The organism is Pseudoalteromonas sp. JB197 (assembly GCF_002332205.1).
Lineage (GTDB): Bacteria > Pseudomonadota > Gammaproteobacteria > Enterobacterales > Alteromonadaceae > Pseudoalteromonas > Pseudoalteromonas nigrifaciens.
Map to the genome: position 1 here is coordinate 737,011 of NZ_NRGZ01000001.1, position 20,222 is coordinate 757,232.

The window sequence follows — 20,222 nt, forward strand, 5'->3', positions numbered from 1 at the left end:
GTCTTATTTATTTGCTACTTACCTTGGTATTAAGGATTTTAATGACACTCAAACATTTAGCCTTGGCATCTTTTACTATTTTGTCTTTAAGCGCGTGCCAAAGCACTTCAAAAGCTGAGTCAATGCCGATTGTTAATGTGCCTTTTACTGCGCCTCTCGCCTCTGATTTTAGAAGTGAAATTGCAATTGCACGTTATTCAGAGCTACTAAATAGAGTAGATCTAAGCCCTGAGCAACAAGCAAAACTTTATTATGATCGGGGTGTATTATTTGACAGTTTAGGCATGACCACGTTGTCGCGAATTGACTTTAATCGTGCTGTTAAATTAAAACCAGATTTAGCCGAGGTGTATAATTTTTTAGGTATTCAACATACCTTAATGCAGCAGTATGAAAAAGCCTATGAACTTTTTGATTCAGCCCTTGAGCTTAACGAAGAACATGAATATGCGTATTTAAATCGTGGTATTGCACTGTACTATGGCGACAGAGCAGAGCTTGCACAAAACGATTTTAATGAGTTTTTAGCGCGCTCTCCAAACGATCCTTACCGTGTGTTATGGCTTTTTTTAGCGCAAGCACAGGATGATAAAGTTAAAGCACTTAGTGTGCTTAAAACCAATGCTAAAGCACTTGATGAATCGCAATGGGCGTATCAGTTAATTGCGCTTTACCTGGGCGATATTAGCGAACATGATTTTTTATCTGTTATTAGTGATGGGGTTAAATCAGAGCAAGAATACGCACAGCGATTATGCGAGGCTTACTTTTATTTGGCAAAATCGCATCAAGCAGCAGGTAATATTAATTTAGCCGCTGATTATTTTAAGCTGGCACTGGCTACCAACGTGCATGAGTTTATTGAATATAAATATGCGCGATTAGAACTTGAGCTGATGACAGGTGTTGACGAAAGCTAAGCGTTATAAACTAGCGGTAGTATTACTGTGTAGCCTATTAATTAGTGGCTCGAGTAATCATGCTAACAGTATTGGCTTTTGGCAGGTTTTAAATGCCAAGGCCAATATAATACAAAGTTATTGGCTATTTCCTGATTATTTTTCTCTGCATTTACAGCAACTCCCTGATATTGCGCTCGCTTCATTAGCGCGAAATAAAATACCTGCCGCGCAATATAGATATTCACTTAAATTATTAAAAAATAACCATACCGATACTGCAAAGTTATTTTGGCAAAAAAACACCCATACTATGAGTGAGTCAAAACGCCAAGCATTAGCGATGGAGTTATTAGCTCAATCTCAATGGGGCGATCTTAAATTATTGGCAAAGCAGGGGTTATTGCCTGAGGGAGATGCATTAAATCATCTTAAACTGCAAACAACTCAGCCTTATAGCAGCCTGCCCACAGCGTTTATGCAGCGCCTTGGTTTTTTATCATTGAGTTCAGAGGTTAAAGCGGATGAACAATGTTTGTTTAACGTGTTAATGATGAGCGATCACCGTAGCGGGTTATATAAGCTCGCTAAACTTATAAAGCAATACAATAAGCGCCCTGAGCCCAGTGCTGGGGTTTTTTGTTTATCACAACCGATTTATGTTGGCGGTGCTATTAATTGTAGTAGTGCAGCAAATAAAATGGCGCAGTGCGATTGGCAAACCGCTAGGCTAAAAAAACAGCTTCCTACTGATTTTGACTTTATAGTAATGATGCCCAAGCAGGGAAGTGCAAATGTGCGCAGTGGCATTATGCAATTAAATTCAAAAGCAGGTTACCAAGTGTTTTTACATGAATTAATGCACTTTAATGGTTTTGAGGATGAATACGCGCTACCAAAAACGAAGCAAGCTTGGCTGTGTGCACAAAGTGGTTTTGTGGCACCTAATTTGTTTTTAGCAAATAGCGAAGCTACCCCACCAGTAGGTTGGTATAAAAGCCAGAGCTGCCAGCAAGGGGCCGTGGCTTATAAGCCCAGTGAAGCTTGGTCTATCATGCAATATCAGCAGTTAGCTCTCTCAGCGCAATACAGAGCGTTGTGGCAAGCACACATAAATACCCATTTTACAGTGTTTCCTCGTTTTAACTCCTTCATGGAACGTTCAATAACGCCACGCTAAATTTTAAAGTCTTTACTCTAAGGCGTATGAAAAGTGAACATAGTTGATATTGTTGCATTAATTTATATATAAATTTGCTTGATAATTATGCAGCTAGAGGCGCTTTCTATAGACAAAAACGGCGTTTATCAGTATAACTATACGTATTAATGCTGTTAAAAAAGCAGACCACAAAAGCTAATGCCCAAGTCACTTTGGTAATTAACTATAACGAATAGCGTATTGATAAATTTATGATTTTAAAAGGTCCTTTACTATGACTTTGCTCTGGATACCCCTGCTATCCTTAATTGGCAGTGTTATTTCTGCATTTACAGGCAAACTAACGCGAAACCAAGCGACAAGCTTAACTATGCTTGCACCATTAATCGCACTTTGCATAACTCTATATCATGCGCCTGCGGTACTTGCCGGTGAAACTATTCGTTTTAGTGCTGCTTGGATCCCAAGTTTAGGGCTCGATTTCTCCCTGCGCTTAGACGGTCTAAGTTTACTGTTTATATTTATGATTTTGGGCATAGGCTTATTGGTTATTTTATATTCTCGTTATTATTTAAGTAATAACGACTCAATGGCAAAGCTATATAGCTACTTAATGTTATTTATGACAGCAATGCTTGGCATTGTTATGTCTAATAATGTTATTCAGCTATGGGTGTTTTGGGAATTAACCAGTATAAGTTCGTTTTTATTAATTAGTTATTGGTGGCATAAGTCAGAGGCGCGCAAGGGCGCACGTATGGCGCTTACAGTTACCGGAGCCGGTGGTTTAGCGCTGCTTGGTGGGTTATTGATAATTGGCGACATTGTTGGCAGTTATAACCTAGACATAATTTTAGCCAGCAGAGCAATTATTCAATCGCACGATCTATATGAGCTTGCACTGGTTTTAGTGTTATTAGGTGCATTTACTAAATCGGCCCAATTTCCGTTTCATTTTTGGCTACCTCATGCCATGGCAGCGCCAACACCTGTGAGCGCCTATTTACATTCGGCGACCATGGTTAAAGCGGGTATCTTTTTGTTAGCGCGTTTTTATCCGGCCTTAGCGGGCACCGAAATGTGGTTTATATTAGTTGCCTTAACAGGTTTAATTACTTTGTTATTTGGCGCATACGTGGCTTTATTTAAGCATGATTTAAAAGGTTTATTAGCGTATTCAACGATAAGTCATTTAGGTTTAATTACGCTATTGCTAGGCCTAGATACCGAACTTGCGACTGTTGCCGCTATTTTTCATATTATTAATCACGCCACCTTTAAAGCGTCACTGTTTATGGCCACTGGTATTATTGACCATGAAACAGGTACGCGCGATATGCGTAAACTCAATGGTATGTGGCGCTTTATGCCCTACACAGCAACACTTGCTATGGTTGCCGCTGCGGCAATGGCGGGTGTCCCTTTGCTTAATGGCTTTATTTCAAAAGAAATGTTTTTTGCCGAAACACTGCATCAGCAAGTACTTGGCTCTATGTCGTGGTTAATCCCGGTTTTAGCAACCATTGCGGGGGCATTTGCCGTGGCTTATTCGGCGCGCTTTATCCACGATGTGTTTTTTAATGGCGACCCAATAGATTTACCGCGTACGCCACACGAGCCGCCTCGTTATATGCGCGTACCCATCGAAATATTAGTGGTGTTGTGTTTACTTGTTGGCATGTTTCCGCACTTTGTAGTTGATGGTATTTTATCGGCAGCTTCATTAGCAGTACTGGGCAAAGCAATGCCAGAGTATCAGCTGAGCATTTGGCATGGCTTTAATTTACCGTTATTAATGAGTGCCATGGCAGTTGCTGGCGGCTTATTTATTTATGTTAACCGTAAACACCTGTTTCAATTTCAAGCGTCTTTACCGCCGCTAAACGCTAAAAAAATGTTTGATCATTTAGTACAATGCGTTATTGATTGGAGCCAAGATAAAATAAACAAAACAGAAAATGGCTCACTGCAACGTTATGTATTTATTATGTTGGGCGTTATTTTATTAGCTGCTGGTTGGCCGTTATTCGAAATGCAAAAATTAGCGGGAAGTGTGCCAAATACACCGGTTGATTTACACAACGGCATAGGTGCTAGCTTGTTAATTGTAGGTGCCATTGCCACAGTGATAAGCCATAGATCGCGTATGGTCGCTTTGTTAATGGTATCTATTGTGGGATTAATGGTAGCTGTGGTGTTTACCCGCTTTTCGGCACCAGACTTAGCCTTAACGCAATTAACGGTAGAAGTGGCAACAATAATACTACTTATGTTGGCATTGTTTTTCTTACCGCAAAGCACCCCAAGAGAATCAAGCTCTTTGCGTATATTACGTGATTTAAGTATTGCTTCGACGGTGGGCGTGGTTATAGCCAGTATTTGTTACGCTTTGCTTACTCGTCCGCTTGATTCTATTTCTGACTTTTTTATTGCCAATGCCAAAACCGGTGGTGGCGGTACCAATGTAGTTAACGTTATTTTAGTTGATTTTAGGGGCTTTGATACGCTTGGCGAAATTACTGTATTAGGTATTGCAGCACTAGGGATTTTTAAGCTTTTATCGCGAATTCCATTGTTTATGCCGGCAACCGACAGTGATGGCCGTTCATGGGCACGCGAGCGCCACCCTATTTTATTAGCCAGTATTTCGCAAAGCTTACTCCCGCTTGCACTGTTAGTGTCGGCTTATATTTTCTTACGTGGTCATAATTTACCGGGGGGCGGCTTCATTGCCGGGCTTGTTACTTCTATTGCCTTTATTTTGCAGTATATGGCACATGGCTCTACTTGGATCAGTGAGCGCTTTGATGTTAATTACCGAAAAATTATTGCCTCGGGTATCGCTATTGCTATGTTCACGGGTGTGGGTAGCTGGTTTTTTGATAAGCCATTTTTAACCACGTGGTTTGACTATTTTGACATTCCATTTATTGGTAAAACAGAGTTAGCAAGTGCCATTGTATTTGACCTTGGTGTGTACTTAACCGTAGTGGGTGCCACATTGATGATATTAGCAAGCTTAGGTGATATGACCACAAGTGCAGAGCAAAAAGAAGGTGATGTTTAATGGAGTTATTATACGCGTCGTGCGTGGGTGTATTAATTAGTTGCGGTGTGTTTTTACTGCTAAGAGCACGTACTTTTCCGGTTGTGCTTGGGCTAACTATGATTTCTTACGCAGTTAACTTGTTTTTATTTTCATCGGGTCGACTAACCACAAATAAAGCTGTTGTATTAGGTACAGGCGCAGATTACGCCGATCCACTGCCGCAAGCTTTAGTGTTAACAGCCATTGTAATTGGTTTTGCAATGACCGCCTTTGTGGTTATATTAGCAATACGTGGCCGTGCAGATTTAGGTAATGACCATGTTGATGGTCACCTTGTTAAAAGTAAGTACAAGGTGAAAAAATGATTCAGCATTTAACATCGCTTCCTGTATTGCTGCCTATGCTAGCAGCTATTATTTTACTATTACCACCGTGTGGTAAAAACTTATTTGCCCGTCGTTTGGCTTCAGGCGTAATGGCCATTATTACATTTGTAGTGAGTGTTTTATTACTGATAACCGTACACAACGAAGGTATTAACGTATACGCAATAGGTAACTGGTCAGCACCATTTGGTATTGTACTTGTTGCAGATATGCTCTCTAGCTTGTTGGTAACACTTACTTCATTTTTAGGCGTAATGGTTGTGCTGTACGGATGTGCAGGCGATGATGAACACGGCAGTTTTTTTCATCCACTAATTCACTTTTTAATTTTAGGTGTTAATGGTGCATTTTTAACTGGCGATTTATTTAACGTATTTGTATTTTTTGAAGTGCTGCTTATTGCCTCTTATGCCTTGCTTATGCACGGTGGTGGCAAGCAAAAAACTAAAGCTGCATTGCACTATGTTATTTTAAACTTAGTAGGTTCGAGTGCGTTTTTAATTGGTTTAGGTATTTTATACGGTGTACTAGGCACGCTAAATATTGCTGATATGGCGCAAAAAATATCTTTACTTACTGGCGACGATGTTTATTTAGCTAAAGCCGGTGGATTATTATTATTAGTAGTATTTGCTTTAAAAAGTGCTTTATTGCCACTGCACTTATGGTTACCAAATACCTATTCAAGTGCCGCCCCAGTTGTTGCTGCGCTATTTGCGATTATGACCAAAGTAGGTGTGTACGCCATGCTACGCGTTTATACCGTTATGTTTGGTGAGCAAGCTGGCGAACTTGAACATATGGCGCAAACTTGGTTGTGGGGCTTAGCAATTGCAACGATAGTTGTAGGGGCCATTGGGGTGTTAGCTGCTCAGGACTTACGTAAAATTACAGCTAATTTAGTACTGGTGTCGGTGGGTACTTTAGTGGCTTTAGTGTCGTTACAAAACATAAACGCTACGGCTGCGCTGTTATATTATTTAGTACACTCAACGTTGGTATGTGCGGCATTATTTTTACTCGCCGATATAATCTCTATTCAACGCGGTAAAGTTGGCGACAGATTGGTAGCGGGTAGAGTGGTAAAACAGCCGTTTTTGTTAGGTACGTTATTTATTATTGCAGCATTAACTGTAATAGGCATGCCGCCATTTTCAGGCTTTGTGGGCAAAATTTGGATTTTAAAAACAACACTTAATAGTGAAAATGCATTGGTGTTTTGGCCTGCTTACTTAATTACCAGTTTAGTGTTAATTATTGCACTAGCACGCGCCGGAACCAGTTTGTTTTGGGAAGGCAAGTACACAGGTAGTGAGCCTAATGACGCACCAAACGCGCATCCATTGCAAGTAATTGCTATTGTGGGGTTACTTATTTGCTCAGTAATGCTAGTTGTTTTTGGTGGTGCTATTAGTGAGTACACCATAAAGGCCGCAACCCAATTACACGACATAAGTGGTGGTATTAATGCCGTGCTTAAAGGAGGTGTTTAATGCGACTAAAAGCACGTTTTAGATTGTTACCTACGCCATTTCGTAGTGTATTTTTATTTATAGTATGGCTGTTATTAAATAATAGTGTGTCTGCAGGGCACTTGGTATTAGCGGCTATATTTGCGATTGTTATTCCGTTATTTACTATATCGTTTCGCGATCCTCAGCCATTAATTTTAAGGCCCGGATTAGCCTTTAAACAAGTTTTTATTGTACTGTACGATATAATAGTGGCCAACTTACAAGTGGCTGTATTAATACTTGGGCCAAGTAAAAACATGCGCCCAGCATTTGTTAAAGTACCCGTAGATTTAACCCATGAAATGCCGATTACTATTTTGGCAAGCTGCGTGTCACTCACACCTGGCACTGTGAGCGCTGAGGTATATCCTATTTTAGAATCACTTAATAAAGGTGAGCAACCAAAACAGCGTTATTTGCTTATTCATGTACTTGATCTTAAAGACGAGCAAGCACTTATTAAACAAATAAAAGAGCGTTATGAGACTCCCTTAAAGGAGATATTTCAATGTTAGAAACCGTATTATTAATTGTATTTAGCATGATTGGATTAGCGCTACTATTAAATTTATGGCGTTTGGTAATTGGTCCATCGGTTCCCGATCGTATTTTAGCGCTCGATACTATGTATATAAACGTGATTGCGCTGATTATTTTATACAGTATAAGTATGAGCACGGGGCTGTACTTTGAAGCGGCTTTATTAATTGCAATGCTTGGTTTTATAAGCACAGTAGCATTATGTAAGTATTTACTTCGCGGCGATATAATCGAATAAGGTATAGCAATGATCAGTGAATGGATAGTATCAATATTATTATTACTAGGTGGCGTGTTTATTTTAATTGGCTCAATAGGCTTAGTTAAACTGCCTGATTTTTTTATGCGCTTACATGGCCCAACTAAAGCAACTACCCTAGGTATGGCGAACATTTTAACTGCCGCTATGGTGTACTTTGCAAATACCGAACATGGCGTGAGTGTTAAAGAAGTACTTATTACTATATTTTTATTAATTACCGCACCGATTAGTGGGTATATGTTAATTAAAGCAGCCATTCATCATAAGCTCAAACCAAAAGATGGCACCAAAGGGCTTGATAATATTGAAGATTAATATTATTTATAAATGCATTTAGCGTGTAACTACCCTAGATATATTTAACTACAATAAAGCCGGATAAAGTTAATTTATTCGGCTTTGTTGTTTTTAAAGTATTTAAGTTGACCTATGTGTGACACATAGGTTTACACTACAGGTATGAATTTAGCTTTAAACTATGAATTATCACGGAGGAGCTATGTACGTTAAACAACTTGCCAATAAAATGAGCGTTACACCCGACACTATTCGCCATTACACGCGAATGCAGTTGCTCAAACCAGTCCGTAGTGTAAGTAACGGTTATCAAGAATATACAAAAACTGATCAACAGCGTTTAAAGTTTATAATCAATGCTCGTCAGTTGGGCTTTTCTGTTAAAGATATTCAGCACATTATTACTGAGTCGGAGCAAGGAAACTGCCCATGCCCATTAACACGAAAACTAATAGTTAAACGCTTAGCCGAAACCGAAGCTCTTTTTCAAGAAACACTTAAGCTGCGCACACGAATGCAAGCGGCAGTTAAGCAGTGGCAAAGTTCTCCCGATGGCGCAACTAGCGCTGATATATGTAGTTTAATAGAGTCATTTGTTGACCCCATTAGCACTGAAAAAAATAACCTGGAGGCGTAATGAGTAATAATATTAACAGCAGCTCACAAAACTTTATTATTGAAGGGGCTAATTGTGGCAGCTGCGTAGCAAAAATAGAAAAAGCGCTAAAAACAGTATCGGGTGCACAGCGAGTAGAAATGAACTTTGCACAACGCACCGTACAAGTGGAAGGGCAAGCGGATGAAGCGGCGCTTATTGCAGCGGTAGAAAACATTGGCTATAAAGCAAAGCCCATGAGTAATGACTCAGAGCAAGATGCGCTCGATGAAAAAGCCAAAGCCGATGACGCGCATTATAAAAAATTAATGCGTAATATGATATTAGCGTTAGGCGTAGGTGCGCCATTAATGCTTTATGGGCTTATTTTCGATATGAACGTAATAACCACGACTCAACGTATAGCTTGGTTTATTGTGGGTTTAGCCACGTTGGCAGTGATGGCCGTAGCCGGTAAGCAATTTTACAATGGCGCATGGCAAGCATTTAAAAACCATGCCGCCAATATGGATACGCTTATAGCGCTGGGAACCGGTACTGCTTGGTTATATTCTATGGTAGTCGTTATTACCCCTAACCTACTACCAGAGGTGGCAAGGCATGTGTACTTTGAAGCCTCAGCAATGATCATTGGTTTAATAAGCTTAGGCCTAGCATTAGAAGTAAAAGCACGCGGGCGCACCTCTGAGGCTATAAAGCGTTTAATAGGGCTGCAACCAAAAACAGCACGTGTTATTCGCGACGGGCAAGAGCGCGATATTGATATTAGCGACGTAGTAAAAAGTGATCAGGTACGAGTGCGCCCGGGCGAAAAAATATCAGTAGATGGCGAAGTGCTTGAAGGCAGTAGTAGTGTTGACGAATCAATGCTAACGGGTGAACCTATGCCGGTTACTAAACAAATAGGCGATACGGTAGTCGCTGGTAGTATTAATAAAACCGGAACATTATTATTCAAAGCGACCCATATAGGCAGCGAAACAACACTCGCCAATATTATTAATATGGTAAAGCGGGCACAAAACTCAAAGCCGTCAATTGGTCGTTTAGCAGATGTTATTTCGGGTATTTTTGTTCCCACGGTAATGATAATAGCAATACTTGCTGGGCTTGCCTGGTTAAACTTTGGCCCTGAGCCAGCAATTGCTTATGCGGTAGTTGCTGTCACTACAGTGCTTATTATTGCTTGTCCGTGTGCGCTTGGTTTAGCAACGCCAATGTCGGTAATGGTGGGCATAGGTAAAGCTGCTGAGTCGGGAATACTGATCCGCAACGGTGAGGCACTACAAGTAACTTCTAAAATTACCACCATGATTTTAGATAAAACTGGCACCATTACCCAAGGATCGCCAACGGTAACCGATGTTATTACCTTTAATAACAGCGATGAAAACACAGTAATGCAGCACGTTGCTAGCCTAGAGAGTAGTTCAGAGCATCCATTAGCCGAGGCCATAATAAGTTATGCTAAAGCGCTAAACTTAACGCTGAGTAAAGTAACTGACTTTGATGCACTTACCGGTAAAGGAGTAATAGGGACACTTGATGGACAAACGCTGTTGTTTGGTAATAAGGCCTTAATGGATAAATACCATGTTGCAATTGACGATGCGTACGAGCAGGCACAAACATTGGCAAGTGAAGCAAAAACCCCAATGTATTTTGCAGTTAATCAACAGCTACAGGCTATTATTGCTGTAGCAGATCCTATTAAAGCAGACTCAGCTGCAGCAATTAAGCGGTTGCAAAATAAAGGCATTCACTTAGTCATGCTCACAGGTGATAACCAAGCAACAGCGCAAGCAGTTGCTAAAAAAGTAGGAATAAAGGACTTTATTGCAGAAGTACTCCCTGACGACAAAGTAAATGAAGTTATAAAACGCCAAGCAAAGGGCGAAATAGTGGGTATGACGGGCGATGGCATTAACGATGCACCGGCACTAGCACAAGCCGATGTTGGCTTTGCGATTGGCACAGGCACTGATATAGCCATAGAAAGTGGCGACATAACCCTAATGCGCGGATCGTTACACGGCCTTGCAGATGCAATTGCAGTAAGTAGCGCGACCATTTTAAATATTAAGCAAAATCTATTTGGTGCCTTTATTTATAATGTGGCGGGTATTCCAATTGCTGCTGGGTTGTTATATCCATTTTTTGGATTATTGCTTAACCCAGTAGTAGCAGGGGCTGCTATGGCACTATCATCGCTAACGGTTGTTAGTAACGCCAATAGATTACGCTTTTTTAAACCAGCAAAATCATAAGCCAAAGCCTTTAATTTAGGAGTAATAATTATGTTGATGATTAATATATTAGGCGCATTACTCATAATTGCGATTGTGTACTGGTTTTGGCTTTTTAAGCCAAAGCAAGTGCAAAGTAACGACAATAAGGTAGTTATAGTGGTTGATAACGGTGTATACCAACCGGCGCAAATTAAAGTTGTTGCAGGTAAAGAGTTAACACTTAACTTCGATCGCCAAGATAGTGCACCATGTAGCGAAACAGTCATATTTCCACAGCTTGATATAAGTAAAACCCTCGTAATGGGCGATGCTAATACCTTAAAAATACCCGAGCTTAAAGTAGGTGAGTACGACTTTCACTGCCAAATGCAAATGTATAAAGGTAAGCTAATAGTGCAGTAATAGTTGAGCTAAACGTATTGTTAGCGCGTATTGGCTTATCATATTTACAGCTTGGTTGGACTTTGCAATTTTATGAATAAACTAAACCCTAAAAAGCTACTTAATAGTAAGTGGACTGCAGTACCTGCAATCAATAAAGAAAAACACTTTATTATTATAGAGGTTGAGTACGATGAGGATAGCAACGTGATTGCGTGCGTTACTGAGGCAATAATTTCAAAAAGCCAATACCCAATTAGTTGGCGAGATTTAAAAAACGCACAAAATTGGTTACAAGGCTGGAAATAACAACTAATTCCACTTCTCGTAAAAATAATAAAGCCGCTGCATTAAGATTATGTAGCGGTTTTTTGTTTCAATTCACTGTTAATCACATCCTAATGTGCACTGCATTCGCCAAATGGCGACAAAAAGTATCATTTACTTTAAAACACTTCATAAATGCTGAATTAATAAAATCAATTATAAAAAGCTATTAAATTTCAATGCCTTATTGTTTGTTTTTTATTTAATAATTTATAAAAAGTAAATTGTTCATGGTGGGTTTATTACAAAATCAACTTAAAGCAGCCAGTAGTGGCTTATTTGCGCTGTGTTGTGTCTTTTTTATTAAAGTTAACCTTATGATTTTTATGCTTTAATTATTTAACATCAAACAGCTGTTGCTAAAAAGCAACAAAAAATCATTATAAAACACCCTCAAACGGCTTAAATAAGTATAAGTAACTGTTTTTATTGTGATTTAAAAACATGGCACCGAAGTTGTAATACCTAAGCTGTATTGAGCAAAACAAGATTAAAGTTAAACAGCTTAAATCATAACCCAATGAAGGAATTACATTATGAAAACATTTAAATCAACACTGGTACTAATGGCTTTAGCTTCTTCATCAGCGGCTTTTGCAGCAACAGATTTTGACACACTCGATGTAGATGGTAATGGTGCAATTAGCCAAGCAGAAGCGTCGGTAGATGCAGAGCTTATGAGTAAATTTACTGAGCTTGATACTGACCAAAATGGTGAGTTATCTAAAGAAGAATTTTCTAAGGCATAAGCCTCAAGCCCTACAACACAATTAATATTCTGAGTTGCCAAAGACAACCTAAATAGGCAAGGGAGCCTTTGATAAAGAATAATAAGGAAATTCAAGTGTTCACGGGAAAGTTAATACATTTATATTACATAGACTTGAAGGATTAAATTATGAAAAAGTTACAATCAACACTGGTTTTAATGGCATTAGCGTCTTCATCTGCAGTATTTGCAGGCACCGACTTTGAAACACTTGATGTAGATAGCAGTGGCACAATTAGCCAAGCCGAAGCGTCGGTTGCCGCTGAGTTAATGGAGCAATTTGCAGAGCTTGACGTTGATGGCAACGGTGAGCTTTCTAAAGAAGAATTTGCTGAGTATTAATTTTCAGCACATTAATTTACAGAATATGGATTCTTGAAAAGGATTTTCACTTTATTATTTTTTATTAAACAGGCTTTAAGCTTAAGGATAACACAATGAAAACATTACATAAGACATTAGCACTAATCGCACTAGCATCATCTTCAGCGGCATTTGCAGCAGTAGACTTCGACTCATTTGATACAGATGGCGACGGCGTTATTAGCCAAACAGAAGCGCAGGCAAACCCGCAGCTTGCACAAATATTTGATGAATTAGATGCAGATGGTAATGGTGAGCTTTCTAAAGAAGAGTTTGCAGTCGTTCAATAATGCTACCCACTTCTAACTGAATAATGATAATACGTACTAAAAAGCAGCCAATTGGTTGCTTTTTTATGTGTGTTTAAAACGCAATTGCTAGCGCTTATCTTGCTCACGTTTTGTTTTAAAGTCAGACTCTGCTTTCCACTTTGGCCAATCGTTGCTGTTAGCCAGTTGTGTGGCTATATTAATGATCAGTTGGCTATCTTGCTCTACACCACCAAGCGACCAGTCAGCAGAGTAATCATCGGCTTCTTTGTGGTACTTATGAGTAATGTAATCAGGGTCGGTATCACCAAGGCTCATAAATAATAAACTGGGCACACCTTGCTTAGAAAGCGAAAAGTGATCAGAGCGAAAAAACAGACCATTTTGCGGGCGAGGATCCATTTTTACCGTTCGACCTTGTGCCTTAGCGGCCGTGGCTAAGTAATCTTCCATTTCAGAAAGCCCTTTACCATACTGTAAAACATAGTCAGTAGCGTCAAGTACGTTCATGCCATCAATATTTAATAAGCCAACCATTTGTTTAGTTGGGATCACCGCACCAGATGCAAATTCTTCTGAGCCAATTAGGCCAGTTTCTTCTGCGGTAAAATTGGCAAAAATGATCGAGCGTTTAAATGGCGTTTGTTGATGTATTTTACTCATTACTCTGGCAATTTCGAGCGTGGCGGCTGTACCTGATGCGTTATCTACCGCACCATTATAAATTTTAGGCCCGCTATCTGTTTGTTTAGTGCCAAAGTGATCCCAATGCGCGCTAATTACAACGTATTCCTCTGGCAGCTCGCTACCGGTAAGTTGTGCTACTACGTTATGCGATTTTGCATGCGATACTTCATTTTTAAAGGCCAGATTTGCTTTTACGTTAAGCGGCAGCGCTTTAAAGTCTGCATTTAAAGCCTGTTGTTTTAATTGCTGATAGTTAAGGTTTGCAGCATTAAATAAGCGCTCGGTAGCCTCAAGGTGTAACCATCCCATAACGGGAAGTTTTGAGGTGTTGTTGGTGTCATCAATTAGCGTATATTTAGTACCCGTATTTGAGCTCTCTACTACGCTCCATGGGTAAGCTGCTGGTGCAGTTTCGTGCACTATAAGAACAGCAGCAGCACCTTGACGAGCCGCTTCTTCATACTTGTAAGTCCAACGACCGTAGTAGGTCATAGCATTACCGGTAAACAGGCTGTCGTCTTGAGTTGCAAAGCCAGGATCGTTAACTAACACCACCACGGTTTTGCCTGTTACATCAAGATTTTTATAATCGTTCCAGTTATATTCTGGTGCATTAATACCATAGCCTACATATACCACGTCAGAATTACGCACATCAATAACGCTTTGTAGCTGCTCGGTACGGGCAGTAAAGTCTTTACCTGCACTAAAAGTGAGCTCACCAATAGTTAATTGCATATTTTGATCAGCAGTTACTTTTGCCATTTTCACCGGTTGTAAGTACTTATCGTTATAAGCACCGCTTAAACCAAACGCTTGGTATTGCTTAGTTAAATAACCAATCGTTTTTACTTCACCGGCTGTAAGGGGGCCACGACCTTCAAATTCGTCTGAGGCGAGTGTTTTAATGTGCTGCTTAATATTATTAATACTAAGTTCTTGGGAATTCTCAAGTTTAGTTGTGTCTGCAGCTTGCTCTGAGCAACCTATGAGCGTTAGAAATAAAAAAAGGCTGGTTGTTTTTATAATTGTCATAATAACTGAGGGTAGGTAATACATAGCTCGACTATATACAGCGAACTTTAAAGTGTCTATACAGGATATAATTTTATAGACTTAAGTTTTAGCTGTTGCACAATATTGAACTTTGAACTTTGAACTTTGAACTTTGAACTTTGAACTTTGAACTTTGAACTTAGAACTTAGAACTTAGAACTTAGAACTTAGGAGGGGGAGCAAGGAGCAAAAATTAGTTGTGGCAGTGTTATAAATGTAGGCTAAATTAATACTGCCCTAATAATAAAACACATCTGTGTTTATAATATTAAGGGCAATAATAGCCGCGGCTAACTAATTAAGCATCTGCCAATTTAACGCGGATTTTGCTTTTATCAACAGTTGCTTGGTTAAGGGCTTTAATTGCACCTTTAACTTCTATGTCGTTTGGCATTTCAACAAAGGCAAAACCTTTAGATTGGCCAGTTTCTTTATCAAGTACTAAGTTACAGGTAGTCACTTTACCGTGCTCTGCAAATAAAGTACGAAGGTCGTGCTCAGAAGTAGCACGAGATAAGTTGCGAACTAATAGTTTCATAATGAACCATGTTTTAAAAATAACTACCGCGATTGTCTCAAGTAAAAGCCGATTGACCTAACGATAAATTGCGATCAGTAAAAATAGTTTAAACTTAATAGCTTCGTTTTGTGGTGAAGGACGACTAAATGAATGCGGTAATTATAGTTTTAGGTGCGCCCAACAGTAGTGACAGCCGTTTATCAGTAATAGCGAAAATCCGATGCGCTCAGTCATATCAAGCATATTTGCATAATCCCAAGGCTAAAATATTATGCACAGGAGGTTTTGGCGTGCATTTTAATACCACTGATTGCGCGCATGAACGATACACTAAATAATTATTTTATTGAGCTTGGAATACCTACAGTTGTATTTTTAGATATTCCATTAAGCCGCTTTACCTTTGAGAATGCTCTACTGGCTAAACCTATTTTAGCGAGTGCTAATATCAGCCATGCAATTTTGTTCAGCTCGGAGTTTCATATGCAGCGTGCGCATTATATATTTAACCATGTTCTACCAACATTAAATCTAACTTTAGTCAGTACTAAGGCACCATTACCAGGTATTAAATTATTGCAGTTGTATGGCCATTAATATGTAGTAATGATTAGAGAGGAGGAAAATATTCGGCAGTTTATTTTACCTAAGTTACCAACACTGGCCATACAAGCAACTAAAGTAAGATAGTAACCTGCCGATAGCTAGTAATAACGAACAAGGAAAATGATATGAAAGTTAATTCAAATGATACTAATTTAGCATCGCAGTTTATATCGAACGGTTCAGAAGTAAAAGTTAATAAACCTGCAAATGGTAAAGAGCAATTAAATAGTGAAATGGAGCGACTAGCTAAGGATATATATCATAAAGATCAGCCTAAAGAGCCAGAGCCGACTTATAATAAGTCAATGAAAATAATAACAAATAATGTTGTATCAACAAGGGAAGCAGAAGAAAAAGCGTTAAATAATATTCGAATAGCTACTGTTAATCTTTATATGCCGGGTGGTGAAGTTTCTAACTCGGTTGAAAAAATGTTTACTCAGTATGACAATATTATGACTGAAATTGCGGCTGGACAACCATCATTAGCGAATAAAGATTGGGGTATATCAATCAGTCAATTAGGTGAGCTAGAAGTTACAGGTTCAATTAGTGATAAAGAGAAAAGTCTTATATCTGAAAAATTAAATGGCAACGGGGATTTTGTGGCCGCAGCTAACGAGTTTAAATCGAGCTTTCTAGGGCATATTGACTTGGGAGTTAGGGGGTGGTCAAGTTACGACGTAAACGAAGATAATTTCTCCAAAATATTTGACTTAAAAGAAATCCTGGATAATTCGCAAGGCGGAGAAAGCTTTAAGCAGGCTTGGAATAAGGACTTTAGTTGGCTCGAGTTAAACGATAATATTTCATTTCAGCTTAGAAGAAAAGCAATTAAAAATTAAAATAATTCAATTATCCTTATTACTTATGGGTAATAAACTGCAACAAAAAAGCCGTTAATGACTATTGATCACTAACGGCTTGCTTAATTTATAAAAACGACTTATTTTACTTCTTTACCTGCCGCTTGTTGGTCAGCATGGTAGCTAGAGCGCACAAATGGGCCAGAGGCTGCATGAGTAAAGCCAATTTCATCAGCGTAGGCTTTTAGTGCATCAAACTCAGAAGGTGGCACGTAACGTTTTACTGGTAAGTGGTGCTTAGAAGGCTGTAAGTATTGGCCTACTGTAAGCATATCAACGTTATGGGCACGTAAGTCGCGAAGTACTTCTTCTATTTCGCTAATTTCTTCACCTAAACCAACCATTAAACCAGACTTAGTTTTAATCTCTGGGTGCGCTTCTTTAAAGCGACGCAGTAGCTCAAGTGACCATTTGTAATCAGCCCCTGGACGCGCAAGCTTATATAAACGCGGCGCAGTTTCTAGGTTATGGTTAAACACATCTGGTGGGGTTTCGATTAGTATTTCGAGTGCGCGGTCCATACGGCCACGAAAATCGGGTACTAAAATCTCAATAGTAATATTTGGGCTGTGCTTGCGAATTTCGCGAATACAATCGGCAAAATGCTGCGCGCCGCCATCACGTAAATCATCACGATCTACCGAGGTAATAACCACATAGCTTAGCTTCATGTCTTTAATTGTAAGCGCTAGTTTTTCAGGCTCAGTTGCATCAGGTGTTAATGGACGACCATGGGCAACATCACAAAATGGGCAACGACGAGTACAAATTGCACCTAAAATCATAAAGGTAGCTGTACCGTGGTTAAAGCATTCAGATAGGTTAGGGCACGAAGCCTCTTCGCATACCGAGTGCAGCCCATGCTTACGCATCGCCTGTTTAATGCCCTCAATACGCTCTGTTGATTTAGGTAAGCGAATTTTTAGCCACTCTGGCTTGCGTAACATTTCGTTTTTTTCTGTTGGTAAAACTTTTACGGGGATCAACGCCATTTTTGCTGCGTCGCGTAGTTTTACACCTGGTTCCATCTTGACTGGTTTATTCATTCGTTTTCAAACCCTTCAGTATGCTTAACCTGTGTTGCATTAAGCTTTTTAATCATGTGTTTTACCAGTCCTGCACCTGCTGTTTCTAGGTTTTGAGGACCCTTTAATTCTTTAGTTTGCACCATATTCATGCCTGCATAACCACATGGGTTAATGCGTAAAAATGGACTTAGGTCCATGTTAACATTTAATGCTAAGCCATGAAACGAGCAACCACGACGAACGCGTAAACCCAAAGAGGCTATTTTACTGTCGTTAACGTAAACACCGGGCGCATCGGCTTTGGCGTATGCTTGAATGTCGTACTCGGCGAGGGATTCAATAATACACTCCTCTAGCCAAGTAACTAATTCGCGTACACCAATTTTTAAACGACGTAAGTTAAATAGTACATACATCATTTGCTGGCCGGGGCCGTGGTAGGTTACTTGCCCACCGCGATCAACTTTAATCACTTCTATATCGCCGGGTGCGAGTAAGTGCTCGTCTTTACCTGCTTGGCCTTGAGTAAATACACTTTCGTGCTCTACTAACCAAATTTCATCCGCGCTATCGTCGTCGCGGGTATCGGTGAAGTCTTGCATTTTCTGCCAAATTGGCAAGTAACGCTGGCGGCCAAGTTGGCGCACGATTAAGGTGTTTTCTTTCACAACAAATCTCAATTATGGCTTAAAGCATGTGGCGTACGTCATCTAGATTACTGATCACGTTATAAATTTCTTCAATATGAGCGCCACTAGTAACGGTTGCAACAAGCGAAACTGATTCGTAATTACCTTTGCTACTTGGTTTTACTTTTGGGGCATAGTCGCCAGGTGCAATAACTTGTAACTTAGCTAAAATTTGATCCGTTAAGTTTACATTGGCTAAACCCATTATTTTAAATGTAAACGGGCAAGGGAACTCTAAATACTCATCAAATTTAGTATCTTTAACTGGTTGAACCACGACAGTGACTCCTCATACAAAAAAGTGTTGGCTTAATTTTGCTAAGTGGCAAACCCTAAGCTTAATACTATTGGGCTAATGGCAATCTGAGTTAAGCTTGTTTGGCTGTGCCAAAAAAGTTACAACTCAACATAATTGACTTATATGGGGCGCATTCTAGCATTTTTCAAGCAAAAAAAAACGCCTCATAGCAGAGGCGTTAATATTGTTTTATGCGGCTATTGCATAATCTGTAAACGTAAGTAGTCATAAATTTTACTAAAGAAGCTACCTTCTTCCACTTCTTCAAGTGTAACTAGCGGATATTGTGCAATATCTTCGCCTTCTAGTTGTAAAAATAAAGTACCTACTTTAGTGCCTTTAGCTAATGGCGCTTCAAGCGTGTTATCTAATTTAAAGTTCGCTTTTAAATTTTTATGCTGACCACGTGGAATAGTAATAGGGGTATCTTCTAAAATACCTAAAGAAACATTTTCTTTATTACCCATCCAAATACGTTGCTCTGCAAAGCTATCGCCTGCTTTGTACGGTGTAATTGTTTCATAAAAGCGAAAGCCATAGTTAAGTAACTTTTTGCTTTCTTCTTTACGTGCGCGCTCGCTTGAAGTACCCATAACAACGGCAATTAAACGCATATCGTTTTTAGTTGCAGAGGTTACTAAGCTGTAGCCTGCATCTGATGTATGGCCGGTTTTAATACCGTCTACGTCTAGGCTTTCATCCCATAATAATGAGTTGCGGTTGTATTGTTTAATGCCGTTATAAGTAAATGACTTTTTCTTATAAAGTGCGTACTCATCGGGTACATCGCGAATAAGTGCGCCGCCAAGTGTTGCCATATCACGCGGTGTTGTATAGTGCGCGTCGGTATCAAGGCCGTGGCTATTAATAAAGTGGGTGTTGCTCATGCCTAATTTTGCAGCGTGGGCGTTCATTAAATCAGCAAAAGCGCTTTCGCTACCGGCAATGTGCTCTGCCATAGCAACGCAGGCATCGTTACCTGATTGAATAATTATTCCGTGGTTTAGGTCATCAACGCTAATTTGTTTACCTACTTCAATAAACATTTTAGATGATTCTGGAAAGTTTTTAGCCCATGCTTTTTCGCTAACCGTAACCATGTCGGTAGGTGCAATATTACCGGCTTTAACTTCTGTGCCTATAACATAACTGGTCATCATTTTAGTTAAACTAGCAGGTGCTAACTTTGTATCAGCTTCACCTTGGGCAATAACTTTACCAGTTGTAAAGTCTACTAAAAAATAACCTTTAGCATTAACTTGAGGAGGTGCTGGAATAATTTGTGCGGTGGCTGAAAATACGGCGGCAGAACAAACTAGGCCGCATACCCCGTTGAGAATTTTATGTTTAATAGATTTCATCATACTCATTAATGGTTAAAGTTAAAGA

The 20,222-nt window shown here is 39.6% G+C and carries 23 protein-coding genes; 17 read left to right on the forward strand and 6 right to left on the reverse strand.

Going from position 1 to position 20,222, the window contains the following annotated elements:
- Positions 1 to 41 precede the first annotated feature (41 nt).
- From nlpI to CIK86_RS03505, 15 genes are all read left to right on the forward strand, one after another.
- Positions 42 to 920 (forward strand): lipoprotein NlpI, encoded by an 879-nt coding sequence (gene nlpI, locus CIK86_RS03435; protein ID WP_011327691.1) that lies wholly within the window; start codon positions 42 to 44, stop codon positions 918 to 920.
- Entirely contained in the window at positions 904 to 2,079 is a 1,176-nt protein-coding gene (locus CIK86_RS03440; protein ID WP_086998332.1) for a hypothetical protein, read from the forward strand. The genes nlpI and CIK86_RS03440 overlap by 17 nt, the downstream gene beginning before the upstream one ends.
- A 256-nt stretch (positions 2,080 to 2,335) precedes the next feature.
- Positions 2,336 to 5,128, forward strand: a complete 2,793-nt coding sequence (locus CIK86_RS03445) for a monovalent cation/H+ antiporter subunit A (protein WP_011327693.1) — start codon at positions 2,336 to 2,338, stop codon at positions 5,126 to 5,128.
- Positions 5,128 to 5,475 (forward strand): Na+/H+ antiporter subunit C, encoded by a 348-nt coding sequence (locus CIK86_RS03450; protein ID WP_011327694.1) that lies wholly within the window; start codon positions 5,128 to 5,130, stop codon positions 5,473 to 5,475. Before CIK86_RS03445 ends, CIK86_RS03450 begins: the two co-directional genes overlap by 1 nt.
- Positions 5,472 to 6,989 carry a monovalent cation/H+ antiporter subunit D gene (locus tag CIK86_RS03455; protein WP_011327695.1) on the forward strand — a complete coding sequence of 506 codons (1,518 nt, stop codon included), beginning with the start codon at positions 5,472 to 5,474 and terminating at the stop codon, positions 6,987 to 6,989. The genes CIK86_RS03450 and CIK86_RS03455 overlap by 4 nt, the downstream gene beginning before the upstream one ends.
- Complete coding sequence (locus CIK86_RS03460; protein ID WP_086998335.1) at positions 6,989 to 7,525, forward strand: Na+/H+ antiporter subunit E; 537 nt, start codon at positions 6,989 to 6,991, stop codon at positions 7,523 to 7,525. The genes CIK86_RS03455 and CIK86_RS03460 overlap by 1 nt, the downstream gene beginning before the upstream one ends.
- Positions 7,519 to 7,788, forward strand: a complete 270-nt coding sequence (locus CIK86_RS03465; RefSeq protein ID WP_011327697.1) for a K+/H+ antiporter subunit F — start codon at positions 7,519 to 7,521, stop codon at positions 7,786 to 7,788. The genes CIK86_RS03460 and CIK86_RS03465 overlap by 7 nt, the downstream gene beginning before the upstream one ends.
- Positions 7,789 to 7,797: 9 nt before the next feature.
- Positions 7,798 to 8,127 carry a Na+/H+ antiporter subunit G gene (locus CIK86_RS03470; RefSeq protein ID WP_011327698.1) on the forward strand — a complete coding sequence of 110 codons (330 nt, stop codon included), beginning with the start codon at positions 7,798 to 7,800 and terminating at the stop codon, positions 8,125 to 8,127.
- A gap of 184 nt (positions 8,128 to 8,311) precedes the next feature.
- Positions 8,312 to 8,746, forward strand: a complete 435-nt coding sequence (locus tag CIK86_RS03475) for a MerR family transcriptional regulator (protein WP_086998381.1) — start codon at positions 8,312 to 8,314, stop codon at positions 8,744 to 8,746.
- Positions 8,746 to 10,992, forward strand: coding sequence for a heavy metal translocating P-type ATPase (locus CIK86_RS03480; protein ID WP_086998339.1), 2,247 nt, complete (start codon positions 8,746 to 8,748; stop codon positions 10,990 to 10,992). The genes CIK86_RS03475 and CIK86_RS03480 overlap by 1 nt, the downstream gene beginning before the upstream one ends.
- Positions 10,993 to 11,022: 30 nt before the next feature.
- Positions 11,023 to 11,376, forward strand: coding sequence for a cupredoxin domain-containing protein (locus tag CIK86_RS03485; protein WP_086998343.1), 354 nt, complete (start codon positions 11,023 to 11,025; stop codon positions 11,374 to 11,376).
- Positions 11,377 to 11,448: 72 nt separating this feature from the next.
- Positions 11,449 to 11,664: a TIGR02450 family Trp-rich protein gene (locus CIK86_RS03490; protein WP_011327702.1), complete on the forward strand. Its 216-nt coding sequence runs from the start codon at positions 11,449 to 11,451 to the stop codon at positions 11,662 to 11,664.
- Between the two features lie 554 nt (positions 11,665 to 12,218).
- A complete protein-coding gene (locus tag CIK86_RS03495) occupies positions 12,219 to 12,431 on the forward strand; it encodes an EF-hand domain-containing protein (RefSeq protein ID WP_011327703.1) in 213 nt (70 codons plus the stop codon).
- A 149-nt stretch (positions 12,432 to 12,580) separates the two neighbouring features.
- On the forward strand, positions 12,581 to 12,793 hold the full coding sequence (locus CIK86_RS03500; protein ID WP_011327704.1) for a calmodulin: 213 nt from the start codon (positions 12,581 to 12,583) through the stop codon (positions 12,791 to 12,793).
- Positions 12,794 to 12,888: 95 nt separating this feature from the next.
- On the forward strand, positions 12,889 to 13,104 hold the full coding sequence (locus CIK86_RS03505) for an EF-hand domain-containing protein (RefSeq protein ID WP_086998346.1): 216 nt from the start codon (positions 12,889 to 12,891) through the stop codon (positions 13,102 to 13,104).
- A gap of 87 nt (positions 13,105 to 13,191) precedes the next feature.
- Here CIK86_RS03505 and CIK86_RS03510 read toward each other — a convergent pair whose 3' ends face one another.
- Positions 13,192 to 14,805: a M28 family metallopeptidase gene (locus CIK86_RS03510; RefSeq protein ID WP_086998349.1), complete on the reverse strand. Its 1,614-nt coding sequence runs from the start codon at positions 14,803 to 14,805 to the stop codon at positions 13,192 to 13,194.
- Positions 14,806 to 15,124: 319 nt separating this feature from the next.
- Positions 15,125 to 15,364: a hypothetical protein gene (locus tag CIK86_RS03515; protein WP_011327707.1), complete on the reverse strand. Its 240-nt coding sequence runs from the start codon at positions 15,362 to 15,364 to the stop codon at positions 15,125 to 15,127.
- A gap of 300 nt (positions 15,365 to 15,664) precedes the next feature.
- On the opposite strand from CIK86_RS03515, the gene CIK86_RS03525 reads away from it, so the two are divergent.
- Both CIK86_RS03525 and CIK86_RS03530 read left to right on the forward strand, forming a co-directional pair.
- Complete coding sequence (locus CIK86_RS03525) at positions 15,665 to 15,943, forward strand: YdcF family protein (RefSeq protein ID WP_086998355.1); 279 nt, start codon at positions 15,665 to 15,667, stop codon at positions 15,941 to 15,943.
- Positions 15,944 to 16,077: 134 nt separating this feature from the next.
- Positions 16,078 to 16,797 carry a hypothetical protein gene (locus tag CIK86_RS03530; protein ID WP_086998357.1) on the forward strand — a complete coding sequence of 240 codons (720 nt, stop codon included), beginning with the start codon at positions 16,078 to 16,080 and terminating at the stop codon, positions 16,795 to 16,797.
- Between the two features lie 101 nt (positions 16,798 to 16,898).
- Here the strand turns inward: CIK86_RS03530 and lipA are convergent, their stop codons facing one another.
- From lipA to CIK86_RS03550, 4 genes are all read right to left on the reverse strand, one after another.
- Positions 16,899 to 17,864 carry a lipoyl synthase gene (lipA, locus tag CIK86_RS03535; RefSeq protein ID WP_086998360.1) on the reverse strand — a complete coding sequence of 322 codons (966 nt, stop codon included), beginning with the start codon at positions 17,862 to 17,864 and terminating at the stop codon, positions 16,899 to 16,901.
- Positions 17,861 to 18,514 carry a lipoyl(octanoyl) transferase LipB gene (lipB, locus tag CIK86_RS03540; RefSeq protein ID WP_011327709.1) on the reverse strand — a complete coding sequence of 218 codons (654 nt, stop codon included), beginning with the start codon at positions 18,512 to 18,514 and terminating at the stop codon, positions 17,861 to 17,863. Before lipB ends, lipA begins: the two co-directional genes overlap by 4 nt.
- Before the next feature lie 19 nt (positions 18,515 to 18,533).
- The gene (gene ybeD / locus CIK86_RS03545) at positions 18,534 to 18,812 is read right to left on the reverse strand and encodes a DUF493 family protein YbeD (RefSeq protein WP_011327710.1); all 279 of its coding nucleotides are present in this window, start codon (positions 18,810 to 18,812) and stop codon (positions 18,534 to 18,536) included.
- 218 nt (positions 18,813 to 19,030) lie between these two features.
- The gene (locus CIK86_RS03550) at positions 19,031 to 20,194 is read right to left on the reverse strand and encodes a serine hydrolase (RefSeq protein ID WP_011327711.1); all 1,164 of its coding nucleotides are present in this window, start codon (positions 20,192 to 20,194) and stop codon (positions 19,031 to 19,033) included.
- Positions 20,195 to 20,222 lie beyond the last annotated feature (28 nt).